The 19554-nt window shown below is 62.2% G+C and carries 3 protein-coding genes; 2 read left to right on the top strand and 1 reads right to left on the bottom strand.

Going from position 1 to position 19554, the window contains the following annotated elements:
* Positions 1-150: 150 nt before the first annotated feature.
* Both ACYZUM_RS27680 and ACYZUM_RS27675 read left to right on the top strand, forming a co-directional pair.
* Complete coding sequence (locus ACYZUM_RS27680) at positions 151-16986, top strand: LapA family giant adhesin (RefSeq protein ID WP_108181298.1); 16836 nt, start codon at positions 151-153, stop codon at positions 16984-16986.
* A gap of 147 nt (positions 16987-17133) precedes the next feature.
* Complete coding sequence (locus ACYZUM_RS27675) at positions 17134-17472, top strand: hypothetical protein (RefSeq protein WP_041070910.1); 339 nt, start codon at positions 17134-17136, stop codon at positions 17470-17472.
* A gap of 127 nt (positions 17473-17599) precedes the next feature.
* Here the strand turns inward: ACYZUM_RS27675 and lapD are convergent, their stop codons facing one another.
* Positions 17600-19546: a cyclic di-GMP receptor LapD gene (lapD, locus tag ACYZUM_RS27670; RefSeq protein WP_108181297.1), complete on the bottom strand. Its 1947-nt coding sequence runs from the start codon at positions 19544-19546 to the stop codon at positions 17600-17602.
* Between the last annotated feature and the right edge of the window lie 8 nt (positions 19547-19554).

Below are 19554 nucleotides of genomic sequence, written 5' to 3'. Positions count from 1 at the left end.
AAAGTTAATAGCGAAAGAATCTAGCCAAAATATTGACGAAAAGAAGCGTCAAACTTGATTCGCAAATTTTAAAAGTACGTCCAGACTGAATCGGCGCCGAAGCCATCAGGCAATGGAAGTCAACTGAACGTAACACCCGGAGAGTCTTCAATGAGCAGTGTTGTTGCCATCGTCAAAAGCATTGTCGGTCAGGTATTCGTGGTATCCCCCGAGGGTGTACGCCGCGTGCTCGTTGAAGGCGATCGCCTGTTCGTCGGCGACCAGATCGATACTGGCCTCTCCGGCGCTGTATCGCTGGAACTGGCGGATGGCCGCACCCTGGACCTGGGTCGCGAAACGCAGTGGAGCGCCAACGCGCCCGACTCCAGCACGGACCTGGCCGAAGCCACCGCGCAGGCCGCACCTTCTGTAGCCGAGTTGCAGCAGGCCATCGCCGCCGGCGCCGACCCGACCACTGCCCTTGAAGCCACCGCTGCCGGCGCGACCGCCGCGGGGACTGGCGGCGCGGCAGGCGGCGGCCACAGCTTCGTGATGCTCGACGCCACTGCTGGCCGCGTCGACCCGACCATCGGCTTCCCGACCGCGGGCATCAACGCCGGTGCGCAAGCGGCGCAGAACATCACCGGTGGCCAGACCACCGATACCACCGCCAACGCCCTGCGTGAATCGACCCTGAGCCTCAGCGCCACGCCGACCATCACCGAAGCCGGCGGCGTGCTGGTGTACACCGCGACCCTGACCCAGGCGCCGCTGACCGACCTGACCATCACCCTGTCCAACGGCTCGGTGATCGTGATTCCGGCCGGCTCCACCACCGGCACCGTCAACGTGCCGCTGGCGCCGAACGACACCGTTTACAACGACCCGACCCAGATCGACGTGACCGTCACCGGCACCACTGGCGGCAACGGCATCACCGTGACCCCGCCGACCACTCCGGCCACGACCCAGGTCACCGACACAATCGACACCACCACCGTCACCCTGACCGCTGGCAGCAGCGTCACCGAAGGTGGTCAGATCACCTACACCGCGACCCTGACCAACCCGGCACAGACGCCGGTCACCGTCACCCTGTCCAACGGCTCGACCATCACCATCGAAGCGGGCCAGACCACAGGCACCGTCAACGTGCCCACTGCGCCGAACGACGTCTATAACAACGGCAGCACCGTCACTACCACCATTACCGGTGCCAGTGGCGGCAACTTCGAGAACCTGGTGCCGAACACGACGCCAGCCGTGACGAACATCGTCGATTCGCGCGACACCACCGGCCTGACCCTCACCGCCACCGGTACCGTGGTCGAAGGTGGCCAGATCACCTACACCGCGACCCTGACCAATCCGGCACAGACGCCGGTCACCGTCACCCTGTCCAACGGCTCGACCATCACCATCGAAGCCGGCCAGACCACTGGCACCGTCAACGTGCCGACCGCGCCGAACGACGTCTACAACAACGGCGGCACCGTCAGCACCACGATTACCGGTGCGACCGGCGGCAACTTCGAGAATCTGGTGCCGAACACCACGCCGGCGACCACCACCGTCACCGACTCCATCGACACCACCAACCTGTCGCTGAGTGCCACCGGCACCGTCGCTGAAGGCGGCTCGATCGTTTACACCGCCACCCTGACCAACCCGGCCGGCACCCCGGTGACCGTGACGTTGAGCAACGGCTCCGTCATCACCATCGAGGCTGGCAAAACCACCGGTACCGTGACCGTTCCGGCGCCTGCGGATGACGTCTACAAAGACGCCGGCAAGGTCGAAGTCAGCATCACCGGCACCAGCGGTGGCAATTTCGAGAACCTGGTGCCGAGCACCGTTCCGGCTGTTACCGAAGTCACTGACACCATCGATACCTCGACCGTCAAACTGACTGCCGATACGTCGGTCGCTGAGGGCGGCACTGTCACTTACACCGCCACCGTCGGTGCACCTGTGACCGGTTCGCCAGTTGTCGTGACCCTGGCCAACGGTCAGACCATCACCATCGAAGTGGGCAAAACCACCGGCACCGTGACCACCACCGCGCCGAACGATGCGTTGACCGGCAACCCACCGCTGACCAATGCCATCACCGACGTCAGTGGCGGTAACTACGAGAACCTCGTCGCCGACAAAACCCCGGTTTCGACCACCGTTACCGACACCGTCGACACCACTAACCTGACGTTGAGCGCGACCGCTACCGTGGCTGAGGGCGGTTCGATCGTTTACACCGCGACCTTGACCAATCCGGCCGGCACCCCGGTGACCGTGACCCTGAGCAATGGCTCCGTCATCACCATCGAAGCCGGTAAAACCACCGGTACCGTGACTGTTCCGGCACCTGCCGATGACGTCTATAAAGATGCCGGCAAAGTCGAAGTCAGCATCAACGGTGCAACCGGCGGCAACTTCGAAAATCTGGTGCCAAGCACTGTCCCTGCGGTCACCGAAGTGACCGACACCATCGATACTTCGACCGTCAAACTGTCCGCTGACACCTCGGTCGCCGAGGGTGGCACGGTGACTTACACCGCTACGGTTGGTGCACCCGTGACCGGTTCGCCGGTTGTCGTGACTCTGGCCAACGGTCAGTCCATCACCATCGAAGTGGGTAAAACCACCGGCACCGTGACCACCACCGCGCCGAACGATGCGTTGAACGGCCAGGCGCCGCTGACCAACTCGATCACTGGCGTGAGCGGTGGCAACTACGAAAACCTCGTGGCCGACAAGACGCCGGTCAGCACCACCGTGACCGACACCGTCGACACCACCAACCTGACGTTGAGCGCCACTGGCTCCGTCGCTGAAGGCGGTTCGATTGTCTACACCGCGACCCTGACCAACCCGGCCGGCACCCCGGTGACCGTGACCCTGAGCAATGGCTCCGTCATCACCATCGAAGCCGGTAAAACCACCGGTACCGTGACCGTTCCAGCGCCTGCCGATGACGTTTACAAAGATGCCGGCAAGGTTGAAGTCAGTATTACCGGAACCAGCGGTGGCAATTTCGAGAACCTTGTTCCGAGCACCGTTCCAGCTGTCACCGAAGTCACTGACACCATCGATACTTCGACCGTCAAACTGACCGCTGATACTTCGGTCGCTGAAGGCGGCACTGTCACTTACACCGCTACGGTTGGTGCGCCGGTGACTGGCTCGCCGGTTGTCGTGACTCTGGCCAACGGCCAGACCATCACCATCGAAGTGGGCAAGACCACTGGCACCGTGACCACCACCGCGCCGAACGATGCGTTGAACGGCCAGGCGCCGCTGACCAACTCGATCACTGGCGTGAGCGGTGGCAACTACGAAAACCTCGTGGCCGACAAGACGCCGGTCAGCACCACCGTGACCGACACCGTCGACACCACCAACCTGACGTTGAGCGCCACTGGCTCCGTCGCTGAAGGCGGTTCGATTGTCTACACCGCGACCCTGACCAACCCGGCCGGCACCCCGGTGACCGTGACCCTGAGCAATGGCTCCGTCATCACCATCGAAGCCGGTAAAACCACCGGTACCGTGACCGTTCCAGCGCCTGCCGATGACGTTTACAAAGATGCCGGCAAGGTTGAAGTCAGTATTACCGGAACCAGCGGTGGCAATTTCGAGAACCTTGTTCCGAGCACCGTTCCAGCTGTCACCGAAGTCACTGACACCATCGATACTTCGACCGTCAAACTGACCGCTGATACTTCGGTCGCTGAAGGCGGCACTGTCACTTACACCGCTACGGTTGGTGCGCCGGTGACTGGCTCGCCGGTTGTCGTGACTCTGGCCAACGGTCAGACCATCACCATCGAAGTGGGCAAGACCACTGGCACCGTGACCACCACCGCGCCGAACGATGCGTTGAATGGTCATGAGCCACTGAGCAACGCGATCACTGACGTGAGCGGTGGCAACTACGAAAATCTCGTGGCCGACAAAACCCCGGTCAGCACCACCGTCACCGACACCGTCGACACCACCAACCTGTCGCTGACTGCGACCGGCACCGTGGCGGAAGGTGGCTCGATTGTCTACACCGCGACCCTGACCAACCCGGCCGGCACCCCGGTGACTGTGACCCTGAGCAATGGCTCCGTCATCACCATCGAAGCCGGTAAAACCACCGGTACCGTGACTGTTCCGGCGCCTGCCGATGACGTCTACAAAGATGCCGGCAAGGTCGAAGTCAGCATTACCGGAACCAGCGGTGGCAATTTCGAGAACCTGGTGCCGAGCACCGTTCCAGCGGTCACCGAAGTTACCGATACCATCGATACTTCGACCGTCAAACTGACCGCGGACACCTCGGTAGCCGAGGGTGGCACCGTCACCTACACCGCTACGGTTGGCGCACCGGTGACCGGTTCGCCGGTTGTCGTGACCCTGGCCAACGGTCAGACCATCACCATCGAAGTGGGTAAAACCACCGGCACCGCAACCACCACCGCACCGAACGATGCGTTGAATGGTCACGAGCCACTGACCAACGCGATCACTGACGTGAGCGGTGGCAACTACGAAAATCTGGTGGCGGACAAAACCCCGGTCTCGACCAACGTCACCGATACCGTCGACACCACCAACCTGTCGCTGACTGCGACCGGTACCGTGGCCGAGGGCGGTTCGATCGTCTACACCGCGACCCTGACCAATCCTGCGGGCACTCCGGTGACCGTGACCTTGAGCAATGGCTCGGTCATCACCATCGAGGCCGGTAAAACCACTGGCACCGTGACTGTTCCAGCACCCGCCGATGACGTTTACAAAGACGCTGGCAAGGTTGAAGTCACGATCAAAGACGCCGCAGGCGGCAATTTCGAGAACCTGGTGCCGAGCACCGTTCCGGCTGTTACCGAAGTGACCGATACCATCGATACGTCGACGGTCAAACTCACCGCCGACACTTCGGTCGCTGAAGGCGGGACTGTCACTTACACCGCCACCGTCGGCGCACCGGTAACCGGCTCGCCGGTTGTTGTCACCTTGGCCAATGGTCAGAACATCACCATCGAAGTGGGCAAAACCACCGGCACCGTGACCACCACCGCGCCAAACGATGCGCTGAACGGTCACGAACCGCTGACCAACTCGATTACCGGCGTCACCGGTGGCAACTACGAAAACCTGGTCGCTGACAAAACTCCGGTTTCGACCACCGTTACCGACACCGTCGACACCACCGACCTGACGTTGAGCGCCACTGGCTCCGTTGCCGAAGGTGGTTCGATCGTTTACACCGCGACCTTGACCAATCCGGCCGGTACGCCGGTGACCGTGACCCTGTCGAACGGCTCGGTGATCACCATTGAAGCAGGTAAAACTACCGGCACCGTGACTGTTCCCGCCCCAGCCGATGACGTTTACAAAGACGCTGGCAAGGTTGAAGTCACGATCAAAGACGCAGCAGGCGGCAATTTCGAGAACCTGGTGCCGAGCACGGTTCCGGCTGTCACCGAAGTCACTGACACCATCGATACTTCGACCGTCAGACTGACCGCCGATACTTCGGTCGCTGAAGGCGGCACTGTCACCTACACCGCGACTGTCGGTGCTCCGGTAACCGGCTCGCCGGTTGTTGTGACCCTGGCCAACGGTCAGAACATCACCATCGAAGTCGGCAAAACCACCGGCACCGTGACCACCACCGCGCCAAACGACGCGCTGACGGGTCACGAACCGCTGACCAACTCGATCACCGGCGTCAGCGGCGGCAACTACGAAAATCTGGTCGCTGACAAAACCCCTGTCAGCACCACCGTCACTGACACCGTGGACACGACGAACCTGTCGCTCAGCGCCACCAACTCGGTCGCCGAGGGTGGTTCGATCACTTACACCGCGACCCTCACCAATGCCGCTGGCTCGCCAGTCACCGTGACGCTGTCCAACGGTTCGGTGATTACCATCGAAGCGGGCAAGACCACCGGCACCGTGACGGTTCCAGCGCCAGCCGATGACGTCTACAAAGATGCCGGCAAGGTTGAAGTCACGATCAAGGATGCTGCGGGTGGTAACTTCGAGAACCTCGTTCCGAGCACTGTTCCGGCAGTGACTGAAGTCACTGACACTATCGACACCACTTCGGTGAAACTGACCGCAACCGAGTCGGCTGCTGAAGGTGGCACCGTCACTTACACCGCGACTGTCGGTGCACCCGTGACCGGTTCGCCAGTCGTGGTGACCCTGGCCAACGGTCAGAACATCACCATCGAAGTCGGCAAAACCACCGGCACCGTGACCACCACCGCGCCAAACGATGCGTTGAACGGTCATGCGCCGTTGACTAACGCCATCACCGACGTGAGCGGCGGCAACTACGAGAATCTGGTTGCCGACAAAACCCCGGTCAGCACCACCGTTACCGACACCGTCGACACCACCAACCTGTCGCTGAGCGCGACCGGTACCGTGGCTGAGGGCGGTTCGATCGTTTATACCGCGACCTTGACCAATGCTGCCGGCTCGCCGGTCACCGTGACCCTGAGCAACGGCGCCGTGATCACCATCGACGCGGGCAAAACCACCGGCACCGTGACCGTTCCAGCACCTGCCGATGACGTCTACAAAGACGCCGGCAAGGTCGAAGTCACGATCAAGGATGCTGCGGGCGGCAACTTCGAGAACCTGGTGCCGAGCACCGTTCCGGCCGTCACCGAAGTCACCGACACCATCGACACCTCGACGGTCAAACTCACCGCCGATACTTCGGTGGCTGAAGGCGGCACTGTCACTTACACCGCTACTGTCGGCGCTCCAGTGACTGGCGCGCCTGTTGTTGTGACCCTGGCCAACGGTCAGACCATCACCATCGACATCGGCAAGACCACCGGCACCGTGACGACCACCGCACCGAACGATGCGTTGAACGGTCACGAGCCGCTGAACAACTCGATCACCAATGTCAGCGGCGGCAACTACGAAAACCTCGTCGCCGACAAGACGCCAGTCAGCACCACCGTGACCGACACCGTCGACACCACCAACCTGTCGCTGAGCGCGACGCCGGCGGTGAACGAAGGCGGGCAGATCACCTACACCGCCACCCTGACCAACGCCGCCGGCACTCCGGTGACCGTGACCTTGAGCAATGGCGCGGTGATTACCATCGACGCCGGCAAAACTTCCGGCACCGTGACCGTCGATGCGCCGAAGGATGACGTCTACAAGGACGCCGGCACCGTTGAGGCGACCATCAAGGGCGCGACCGGTGGCGACTTCGAAAACCTGGTGACCAGCAACACCCCGGCCGTGACCACCGTCAACGACACCATCGACACCTCCACCGTGTCGTTGACCGCCACCGCCAACGTCGCCGAAGGCGAAACCGTGGTTTACACCGCAAGCGTGACTGCACCAGTAACAGGCTCGCCTGTTGTGGTCACCCTGTCCAACGGCCAGACCATCACCATCGCCGTCGGTGAGACCACCGGCAGCGTGAACTTCGTCGCGCCGAACAGCCCATTGGCGGGCGGCAGCTCGCTGAGCGTGGCCATCGACAAGGTTGCCGGCGGCAACTATGAAAACCTGGTGGCCGACAAGACACCGGCGAACACCTCAGTGTCGGACACTGTCGACACCACCAACCTGAACCTGACCGCCAGCGACTCGGTGGACGAGGGTGGTTCGATCGTTTACACCGCGACCCTGACCAATCCGGCCGGGACGCCGGTGACCGTGACCCTGTCCAACGGCGCGGTGATCACCATCGAAGCCGGTAAAACGTCGGGCACCGTGACCGTTCCAGCTCCGGCTGACGACGTGTACAAAGACGCGGGTAAAGTCGAAGCAACCATTTCCAGCGCTACCGGTGGCAACTTCGAGAACCTGGTGCCGAGCACCGTTCCGGCCGTCACCAACGTGACCGACACCATCGATACCACTACGGTCAAACTGACCGCAACTGAATCCGCTGCTGAAGGTGGCACCGTCACTTACACCGCGACTGTCGGTGCGCCAGTGACTGGCTCGCCGGTCGTGGTGACCTTGGCCAACGGTCAGAACATCACCATCGAAGTGGGTAAAACCACTGGCACCGTCACCACCACTGCGCCGAACGATGCGTTGACCGGCCACGCGCCGCTGACCAACGCCATCACCGACGTGAGCGGCGGTAACTACGAAAACCTCGTGGCGGATAAAACGCCGGTTTCGACCAATGTCACCGACACCGTCGACACCACCAATCTGTCGCTCAGTGCGACCGGCACCGTGGCCGAGGGTGGCTCGATCGTCTACACCGCGACGCTGACCAACGCTGCCGGCTCACCGGTTACCGTGACGTTGAGCAACGGCGCAGTGATCACCATCGACGCCGGTAAAACCTCTGGCACCGTGACCGTTCCGGCGCCAGCCGATGACGTGTACAAAGATGCCGGCAAAGTCGAAGCGACCATTTCCAGCGCTACCGGTGGCAACTTTGAAAATCTGGTACCGAGCACTGTGCCGGCCGTCACCAATGTCACCGATACCATCGACACCACCACGGTCAAACTGACGGCGACTGAATCCGCTGCGGAAGGTGGCACCGTCACTTACACCGCGACTGTCGGCGCGCCAGTTACCGGCTCGCCTGTGGTCGTAACCTTGGCCAACGGTCAGAACATCACCATCGAAGTGGGTAAAACCACCGGCACCGTGACTACCACTGCGCCGAACGATGCGTTGACCGGTCATGCTCCTCTGACCAACGCGATCACTGACGTGACTGGTGGCAATTACGAGAATCTGGTCGCGGATAAAACGCCGGTTTCGACCAATGTCACCGACACCGTCGACACCACCAATCTGTCGCTGAGTGCGACCGGCACCGTGGCCGAGGGTGGCTCGATCGTCTACACCGCGACGCTGACCAACGCTGCCGGCTCACCGGTTACCGTGACGTTGAGCAACGGCGCAGTGATCACCATCGACGCCGGTAAAACCACCGGCACCGTGACCGTTCCGGCGCCTGCCGATGACGTGTACAAGGACGCTGGCAAAGTCGAAGCAACCATTTCCAGCGCCACCGGTGGCAACTTCGAGAACCTCGTCCCAAGCACTGTTCCTGCAGTGACCGAAGTCACCGACACCATCGACACCTCCGCCGTGAAGCTCAGCGCCGATTCTTCGGTGGCTGAAGGCGGCACCGTGACTTACACCGCGACCGTCGGTGCGCCGGTCACCGGTTCGCCGGTTGTCGTGACCTTGGCCAACGGGCAGAACATCACCATCGAAGTCGGCAAGACCACTGGCACCGTGACCACCACAGCACCGAACGATGCGCTGACCGGGCATGCACCACTGACCAACTCGATTACCGGCGTGACCGGTGGCAATTACGAGAATCTGGTCGCCGACAAAACGCCGGTTTCGACCACCGTTACTGACACCGTCGACACCACCAACCTGTCGCTCAATGCGACCGGCACCGTGGCGGAGGGTGGCTCGATCGTTTACACCGCGACCTTGACCAATGCCGCTGGCTCGCCAGTCACCGTGACTCTTTCGAACGGCGCAGTGATCACCATCGAAGCCGGTAAAACCACTGGCACCGTAACCGTTCCTGCGCCGGCGGACGACGTTTACAAAGACGCCGGTAAAGTCGAAGCAACCATTTCCACTGCTACCGGTGGCAACTTCGAAAACCTGGTGCCGAGCACTGTTCCGGCCGTCACCAACGTTACCGATACCATCGACACCACCACGGTGAAACTGACCGCGACCGAGTCTGCCGCTGAAGGCGGTACCGTCACCTACACCGCGACTGTCGGTGCCCCAGTGACCGGTTCGCCGGTCGTAGTGACGTTGGCCAACGGCCAGAACATCACCATCGAAGTCGGCAAGACCACCGGCACTGTATCTACCACCGCACCGAACGATGCACTGACCGGTCATGCTCCTCTGACCAACGCGATCACTGGCGTGACCGGCGGTAATTACGAGAGTCTGGTGGCTGACAAAACGCCAGTCAGCACCACTGTGACCGACACTGTCGACACCACCAACCTGTCGCTGAGCGCAACCAACTCGGTCGCCGAGGGTGGTTCGATCATCTACACCGCGACCTTGACCAACGCGGCTGGCTCGCCAGTCACCGTGACCCTGTCGAACGGCGCTGTGATCACCATCGAAGCCGGTAAAACCACTGGCACCGTGACCGTTCCGGCACCTGCCGATGACGTCTACAAAGACGCCGGCACCGTTCAGGCAACGATCACCAACGCTACCGGTGGCAACTTCGAAAACCTGGTACCGAGCACCGTGCCGGCTGTGACTCAGGTCACCGACACCATCGACACCACCACGGTCAAACTGACCGCGACCGAGTCTGCTGCCGAAGGTGGCACCGTCACCTACACCGCGACCGTTGGTGCGCCAGTGACGGGCTCGCCAGTCGTGGTAACTCTGGCCAACGGTCAGAACATCACCATCGAAGTCGGCAAAACCACCGGCACCGTAACCACCACCGCACCGAACGATGCGCTGACCGGCCACGCGCCGCTGATCAACGCGATCACCAACGTCAGCGGTGGCAATTACGAGAACCTCGTCGCCGACAAGACCCCGGTCAACACCACGGTCACCGATACCGTCGACACCACTAACCTGTCGCTGTCCGCGACCGGTACCGTGGCCGAAGGCGGCTCGATCGTTTACACCGCGACGCTGACCAACGCTGCCGGTTCGCCGGTTACCGTGACGTTGAGCAACGGCGCCGTGATCACCATCGACGCGGGCAAAACCACCGGCACCGTGACCGTCCCGGCACCGGCTGATGACGTTTACAAAGACGCCGGCACCGTGCAGGCCACGATCAAATCCGCCACCGGTGGCAACTTCGAAAATCTGGTGCCAAGCACCACGCCAGCCGTGACCAGCGTCACCGACACCATCGACACCACCACGGTCAAACTGACCGCGACCGAGTCTGCTGCTGAAGGTGGTACCGTCACCTACACCGCGACCGTTGGTGCACCGGTAACCGGTTCGCCAGTGACCGTGACTCTGGCCAACGGCCAGAACATCACCATCGAAGTCGGCAAAACCACCGGCACCGTGACCACCACCGCACCGAACGACGTGTTGACCGGTCATGCGCCACTGACCAACGCCATCACTAACGTCAGCGGCGGCAACTACGAAAACCTGGTGGCCGACAAGACCCCGGTCAGCACCACGGTCACCGACACCATCGACACCACCAACCTGTCCCTGAGCGCGACCGGCACCGTGGCCGAGGGTGGCTCGATCGTTTACACCGCAACGCTGACCAACGCCGCTGGTTCGCCAGTGACCGTGACGCTGAGCAACGGTGCAGTCATCACCATCGACGCCGGTAAAACCACCGGTACCGTCACCGTCCCTGCCCCGGCCGACGACGTCTACAAAGACGCCGGCACTGTTCAGGCAACGATCAAAACCGCGACCGGTGGCAGCTTCGAGAACCTGGTACCAAGCACCACGCCAGCAGTGACCAGCATCACCGACACCATCGACACCACGGGCGTGAAACTCACCGCCACGGGCACCGTGGCCGAAGGTGGCACCGTCACTTACACCGCTACCGTTGGTGCGCCAGTTACCGGCTCGCCTGTCGTCGTGACCCTGGCCAACGGCCAGACCATCACCATCGACATCGGCAAAACCACCGGCACCGTGACCAGCATCGCGCCGAATGACGCGCTGACCGGCCACGCGCCGTTGACCAACGCGATCAATAACGTGAGCGGTGGCAACTACGAAAACCTGGTGGCCGACAAAACCCCGGTCAGCACCACCGTGACCGACACTGTCGACACCACCAACCTGACCCTCAGTGCCACCAACACGGTCGCCGAGGGCGGTTCGATCATCTACACCGCGACCCTGACCAACGCGGCTGGCTCGCCAGTGACCGTTACCCTGTCGAACGGCGCGGTGATCACTATCGACGCGGGCAAAACCACTGGCACCGTGACCGTTCCTGCCCCGGCTGATGACGTCTACAAAGACGCCGGCACCGTGCAGGCAACCATCACCAATGCCAGCGGCGGCAACTTCGAAAACCTGGTACCAAGCACCGTACCGGCCGTGACCAGCGTCACCGATACCATCGACACCACTACCGTGAAGTTGTCTGCCACCGGTACAGCGGCTGAAGGCGGCAACGTCGTCTACACCGCCACCGTCGGTGCGCCAGTCACAGGTTCGCCAGTCGTGGTGACTCTGTCCAACGGCCAGACCATCACCATCGACATCGGCAAAACCACCGGCACCGTGACCACTACTGCGCCAAACGACGCGCTGACCGGCCACGCTCCACTGACCAACGCCATCACCAACGTCAGCGGCGGCAACTACGAGAACCTCGTGGCCGACAAAACGCCGGTCAGCACCACCGTGACTGATACCGTCGACACCACCAACCTGTCGCTGTCCGCGACCGGCACCGTGGCCGAAGGCGGCTCGATCGTTTACACCGCAACCCTGACTAACGCCGCTGGCTCGCCAGTGACCGTGACCCTGAGCAACGGTGCAGTGATCACGATCGATGCAGGCAAAACCACGGGCACCGTCACCGTTCCGGCTCCAGCGGACGACGTCTACAAAGACGCCGGCACCGTGCAGGCCACGATCAAGACTGCCACCGGTGGCAGCTTCGAAAATCTGGTACCAAGCACCACGCCAGCCGTGACCAGCGTCACCGACACCATCGACACCACTGGGGTGAAACTCACCGCCACGGGCACCGTGGCCGAAGGTGGCACCGTCACCTACACCGCCACCGTCGGTGCGCCTGTGACTGGTTCGCCAGTCGTGGTAACCCTGGCCAACGGCCAGACCATCACCATCGACATCGGCAAGACCACCGGCACCGTGACCAGCATCGCGCCAAACGATGCACTGACTGGCCACGCGCCGTTGACCAACTCGATCAGCAACGTGACCGGCGGCAATTACGAAAACCTCGTGGCCGACAAAACCCCGGTCAGCACCACCGTGATCGACACCGTCGACACCACCAGCCTGTCGCTGAGCGCGACCCCGGCGGTGAACGAGGGCGGCCAGATCACCTACACCGCAACCCTGAGCAACGCTGCCGGTTCCCCGGTGACCGTGACCCTGAGCAACGGCTCGGTGATCACCATCGACGCCGGTAAAACCACCGGCACCGTGACCGTTCCGGCTCCGGCTGACGATGTCTACAAAGACGCCGGCAGCGTGCAGGCGACCATCACCAATGCCAGCGGTGGCAACTTCGAGAACCTGGTACCGAGCACGGCACCGGCCGTCACCAGCGTCGCCGATACCATCGATACCACCACCGTCAGCATCACCGGCAGCACCTCGGTGACCGAAGGCCAGACCGCCAGCTACACCGTCAGCCTGACCCACCCGGCGCAAACCGACGTGACCCTGAAAATCGTCTACAGCGGCACCGCCGCCGACGGTTCGGACTTCACTGGCGTGTACACCGTGAAGATCCCGGCGGGCGCCAGCAGCGCGCAGTTCAACGTCGCGACCATCGATGACAAGATCACCGAAGGCACCGAGAACTTCGTGGTCAAGATCGACTCGGCCACCGGTGGCAATTTCGAGAACCTGGCTGTCAGCAGCACCAACGGCAGCGTCAGCACCTCGATCATCGACAACGATGCACCACCGGTCATCGACCTGGATGCCAACAACTCCAGCGGCGCCACCGGTGCCGACTACAAGGTGACGTTCACCGAAAACACGCCGGGCGCCGGCGTGTCGATTGCCGATACCGACCTGACGATCACCGACCCGGACAGCACCATGCTGACCGGTGCGACCATCGTCCTGACCAACCGTCAGGACGGCGATGCGCTGAACCTCGGCAACAGCGTCAACGGCATCACCATCAATGCCAACAGCACCAACGGCACCGTGACCCTGACCCTGTCGGGTAACGCGACGCTGGCCGACTACATGCAGGCCATCAAGAACATCACCTTCACCAACAGCAGTGAAGACCCGAGCACCGTGCCACGGATCATCACCGTGACCGTGACCGATGGCGGCAACTACTCCAACACCGCGACCACCACGGTCAACGTGGTGGCGGTCAACGATGCGCCTATTGCAGCGCCAGTCAACGTCACCGGCACCGAAGACACCCCGCTGATCCTCGGCTGGTCGACCTTCGGTGTGACCGACGTCGACAGCCCGGCCAGCAGCCTGGGGATCAAAATCACCCAGCTGCCGGGCGAAGGCAAACTGCAGTACCTGGACGGTTCGACCTGGAAAGACGTCGCCAACAACCAGACCTTCAGCAAGGCTGACATCGACGCTGGCAAGCTGCGCTTCCTGCCGGATGCCAACGAGTCGGGCGTCAACGGTTACGGCGGCACCGGCCTGGGCAACAACCAGGCCGACTACGCGCAGATCAAGTTCCAGCCCACCGACGGCCAACTGCTGGGCAACACCGGCACCGTGAAGATCGACATCACGCCAGTGGCGGATGCACCGACCGTGAGCGTGGCCGACAACAGCGTGAAATCCACCGGACTGGTCAAGGAAGTCTGGACCGGTCTGGCGGGCCTGGGTACCAGCGGCAATGGCGCTGACTCGACCACGCTGAAAAACGTGATCGATGGCGCCGGCACCCCGAACTCCAGCACCAACGTGACCAACGTGCAGTCCGACGGCAGCGTGACCGCCGGCACCGCGTCGAAAACCTCGGGCCTGATCTATCTGGAAGCCGGCAAGACCTACAGCTTCAGCGGCGTGGCTGACGACAGCCTGCTGATCACCATCGGCGGCAAGAGCGTGGCGTCGGGCACCTGGGGCGCGGGCGGTACGATCAGCGGTTCGTTCACCCCGACCACCAGCGGCTACTACACCCTGGACATCTACCACCACAACCAGAGCGGCCCGGGCAGCTATGACGTGAACCTGTCGGTCAACGGCAGCACGCCGATCGACCTGAGCAGCGCCGGCGTGCCGATCTACACCGGCGTGCAGGATCTGGTGAACGCCGGTGTGACCGTCTCCGACCTGCACGGTACCAACGGCGAAGGTTATTACGACGGCTACAAACTCAACACCGGCGCCGAAGGCACCACGGTGAAACTGTCGGCGATCAACACCGCGCTGACCGACACCGACGGCTCGGAAACCCTGAGCGTGAAGATCAGCGGTGCGCCGGTCGGTTCGGTACTCTCCGACGGCCATGGCCACAGTTTCACTGTCACCGCGAGCAACGGCGAAGCCAACGTCACCGGCTGGAGCCTCGGCAGCCTGACCGTGACCCCGCCGACCTACTACAACGGCCAGTTCAACCTGACCGTGACGTCGACTTCCACCGAGATGGTCGGCGGCTCGGCCAGCAGCACCGCGACGATTCCGGTCACCGTGGTGCCGGCGGTGTACAACGCCGTGGTCGGTACTTCGGGCGATGACACCTTCAACGGTACCGACGGCAACGACATCATGGTCGCCGACATCGGCGGTCTGACCGTGGTGCCGGGCACCAACTACAACATTGCGTTCATGGTCGACAGCTCGGGCAGTATGAGCACCTCGTCGATCAACGCGGCCAAAGACTCGCTGACCTCGGTGTTCAACACCCTCAAGCAGAGCCTGGGCGGCAGCAATTCGGGCACGGTGAACATCTTCCTGGTGGACTTCGATACCCAGGTCAACAAGTCAGTCTCGGTCAACCTCAACGACCCGAACGCGCTGACCCAGCTCAAAGCCGTACTCGACTCGATGACCTCCGGTGGCGGCACCAACTACGAAGACGTGTTCAAGACCACGGCCAACTTTTTCCAGAGCACGGAAGCGCTGGCCAACACCGGGGCGAAGAACCTTACCTACTTCATCACCGACGGCCAGCCGACCTACTACCAGAGCGGCGAGCAGACCAACCCGACGCTGTATGGCAGCGTGAAGTTCGACAGTGTGGTCACGACCAGCAACTACAAGCTGGGCGATACCTTCAGCACGTACATCGACAATACGCATTACCTGAGCATCACCGCCAGCGGTTATGCCCAGTTGCAGACCTACAACGGCCGCGGCTGGACCACCACCAACCTGGGCACTGTCCACGCTCAGGGTGATGGCACCTACGAGCTGTCGAGCCTGGCCGGTACTGGTAACAGCACCACGACTGCCACCACCGACAACTCCAGCAGCAGCTTCGCCTTGCTCAGCGGTCTGTCGAATGTCGAAGCCATCGGTATCAACAGCGGTGTCAGCCTCAACGACCTGAAACCGTATGACTCGGATCACTTGCCGCAAACCAACATCGATCCGAAGGATCTGGCCAACTCGATCATCGGCCATACCGAAGCAACGATGCCGGGCAACGACACCGTCAGCGGTGGCGACGGCAACGACATCCTGTTCGGCGACCTGGTGAGCTTCAACGGCATTGCCGGCGAGGGTTATCAGGCGATGCAGGCGTTCGTGGCGCAGCAGACCGGCGTGGATGTCAGCAAAGTCACTACCAGCAATGTGCACCAGTACATCACCGAGCACTATCAGGCGTTCGATGTCTCCGGTGCGCACGATGGCAACGACACGCTGTTGGGTGGCGCAGGCAATGACATCCTGTTCGGCTCGGGCGGCAACGACCTGCTCGACGGCGGCAAGGGCAATGACATCCTGCTCGGCGGCACCGGCAACGACACGCTGATCGGTGGCCAGGGCAATGACATCCTGATCGGTGGTTCCGGTGCTGACACCTTCGTCTGGAAAGCAGGCGACACCGGCAACGACGTGATCAAGGACTTCAACGCCAGCGAAGGCGACCGCATCGACCTGCGTGACCTGTTGCAGGGCGAAACCGGCAGCACCATCGACAACTTCCTGAAGATCACCACGGTTGATGGCACGTCGTCGCTGCAAGTCAGCTCGGCGGGCAAGTTCAACTCCGGCGACGCGGCAGCCGCCACGCCGGACGTGACGATCAAACTGGAAGGCAACAACTGGTCGAGCGCCAACATTCACAACCTGATCGCCGGCAGCGATCCGACCATCAAGGTCGACCACAACAACAGCTGATGCGTGAACAAAACGGCCGCCCCTTGGGGCGGCCGTCACGTTTGCGGCTAACTCGGCGGTGACGATTTCGTCGCCAGCCCGCATACTCGCGCGCAGTTGGCCTATGCTGCTGACAGCATGACGCTGGTTCTTTCTGAGGGATGCTCAATGTTTTACGTGCAACGCGATGCGCAGGGTCAGTTGATTCGCGTGGAAGCGGCGGCCTACGCCGAGGCCACGGAAACGCTGCCGGCCGACCACCATGACATCCAGGCCTGGTTCGCCAACGCGGCCGTGGAAAACAGCCTCAAACAGCTCAAGCAGAGCGACTTTGAAATGATTCGGGTACTCGACGACCTGATTCAGGTGCTGACCCAGAAGGGCGTGATCCGCGTCACCGACCTGCCCCCGGCGGCGCAGGCCAAACTGATGGACCGGACCCAGGCACGGGAAGCGTTGGGCGGGTTGAGCCAGTTGATCGATGAAGATGAAGGCGGGCTGATCTGATCCGCGATCTTCAGTGACCTGGCAGTCCCCTTCGCGAGCAGGCTCGCTCCCACATTGGAATGCATATCAAATGTGGGAGCGAGCCTGCTCGCGAAGACGGCATCAATGACGCCGCCGCACTAAAAGTTTAATTCCAGGGCTTGGGCTCACCAAACAGCTGCCCCTGCACCCCATACAAACCCATCTCGCGAATCACCGACAATTCCCCTTCGGTCTCGACGCGCTCGGCAATCAGCGGCAGATCAATGCTGTGCGCCGCCCGCTGGATGGCTTCGATGAACAGACGCTTGTCACTTTCCTGATCGATCGCACGAATATAGCTGCCATCGATCTTCAGATACGCCAGCCCCAGCCTCGCCAGGTTGCCGATCATGCTGAAGCGTCCACCAAAGCGCTGCAGGCTCAAGGAGAAACCGAGCTCACGCAAACGCCGGGTCAACTGCTCCAGCACCGCCTGCTCCGGCAGTTGCTCCTCACCGATCTCCAGCGTCAGACGCTCGCCGAGGTCGGAGTGCGCGCGCAGAATCTCGAACACTTTGTTCAATGCCTGTGGATCGGCCAGGGTTGCCGAGGACAGGTTCAGCGCCAGCGAATCCTCGTGCCCTTTCATCTGCTCCAGAACGCGTTCGAGCATCAAGCGGTCAAGTCGTGCGGTCCAGCCGAAACGCTCGAGCCACGGCAGGAAACGTCCGGCGGGAATGGTCTGGCCCTGCTCATCCAGCAAGCGCGAGAGCACTTTGTAATGCAGCACCAGTTGCGTGTCCTGCGCAGCCACCACCGGTTGGAAATACAACTCGAAGCGCTGCTGATTCAGCGCCTGATCAAGCAATCGATGCCAGGCGTGGTGATCGTCGCCAACCTCGGCCACCAGGCTCTGATCGATGCACGCCCAGTTCTGCTCGCCCTGCCCTTCGGCCTGCGCCAGCGCCTGATCACCCAGGGTCAGCACTGCTTGCGGTGAATCGCCGTGGGCAAACGGGGCGAGGCCGATGGAGGCCACGGCCGGCACATCAGTGGCGCCGGTGGCGTGCAGGCTGCTCAGCGCACTGTCGAGGTTTTGCGCCAGTTGCAGCGCCTCTTCACGCACCAGCCCCGGCGCCAGCACGGCGAATTCACCGCCGCGAATCCGGGTGATGAGGTTCTGGGTTTCCGGGTATTTGGCGCATTCGCGGGACAACTGCTCGCCGACGGCTTTCAACAATTCATCCGTGCGCTGACCGCCCAGGCGCTGGTTGAGCCCGGCCAGATCCTTGACCCGCAACAGCAGCAGGTAACCGGAACTGGCCTGCTCCGGGTTGCTCACGCGGTTGTGCAGTTGCATCTCGAAATAGCGCCGGTTGGCCAGCCCCGTGAGGGTGTCCTGATAAGACTCGGCGCGCAGTTTTTCGCTGCGCTCGGCCTGTTCCTGGAACAACGCCTTGAGCTTCTCGACCATCTGGTTCATCGCCTGCACCACGCGCCGCAGTTCCGGGGTGCGCGGTAGCTCCGGCAGGCTGAGGAACTCGCGACGGGCGATGGCGTGGGACTGTTTGACCATGTAATCCAGCGGGCGCAATTGCCGGCGCAGCAGCAACGCACCGAGCACCGCACTGACCGCGCCGCACAGCAACAGCCAGCCGAGGCTGCCCAACGCGCTCTGCCACAGCTTGGCCACGGCAAACATCGGGTGGCTGACCACCTCGACCCGCGCGGCCTGCTCCCAGCCACGGCTGACCAAGGCATCGCCACCGGCCGGTTCCAGGCCGATCAGTTTGACGAACCAGTCAGGCACATTGCTCACCGCCGGAATCCCGCTGCGCTCGACGATGGTCTGGTCGGTCTTGAGGTCGACCACACGGATGCTCGCGTAATAGCCGCTGTCGAAAATCGAGCTGACCAGCAGCTCGACCATCGCCGGATCGTCGATATTCGGCGTCAGCGACAACGCCAGCGCCGTGGCGGCATCCTGGGCATGGGAGCGCAGCTGGTTGACGTACTGGGTGCGCGAGCTCTCCAGACTGACCATGAAGCTGCCGGTGAAGGCGACCACCAGGAACAGACAGATAGCGATCAACAGCTGTTTGAACAAAGACATCTGAGCGC

The organism is Pseudomonas sp. m6p (genome assembly GCF_055760375.1).
This window is presented reverse-complemented; position numbering and strand designations above follow the sequence as displayed.

Bases quoted from the DNA above. Each gene is read 5' to 3' on its own strand.
- ACYZUM_RS27680 (WP_108181298.1), top strand. From the start codon at position 151: ATGAGCAGTGTTGTTGCCATCGTCAAAAGCATTGTCGGTCAGGTATTC.
- ACYZUM_RS27675 (WP_041070910.1), top strand. From the start codon at position 17,134: ATGTTTTACGTGCAACGCGATGCGCAGGGTCAGTTGATTCGCGTGGAA.
- lapD (WP_108181297.1), bottom strand. From the start codon at position 19,546: ATGTCTTTGTTCAAACAGCTGTTGATCGCTATCTGTCTGTTCCTGGTG.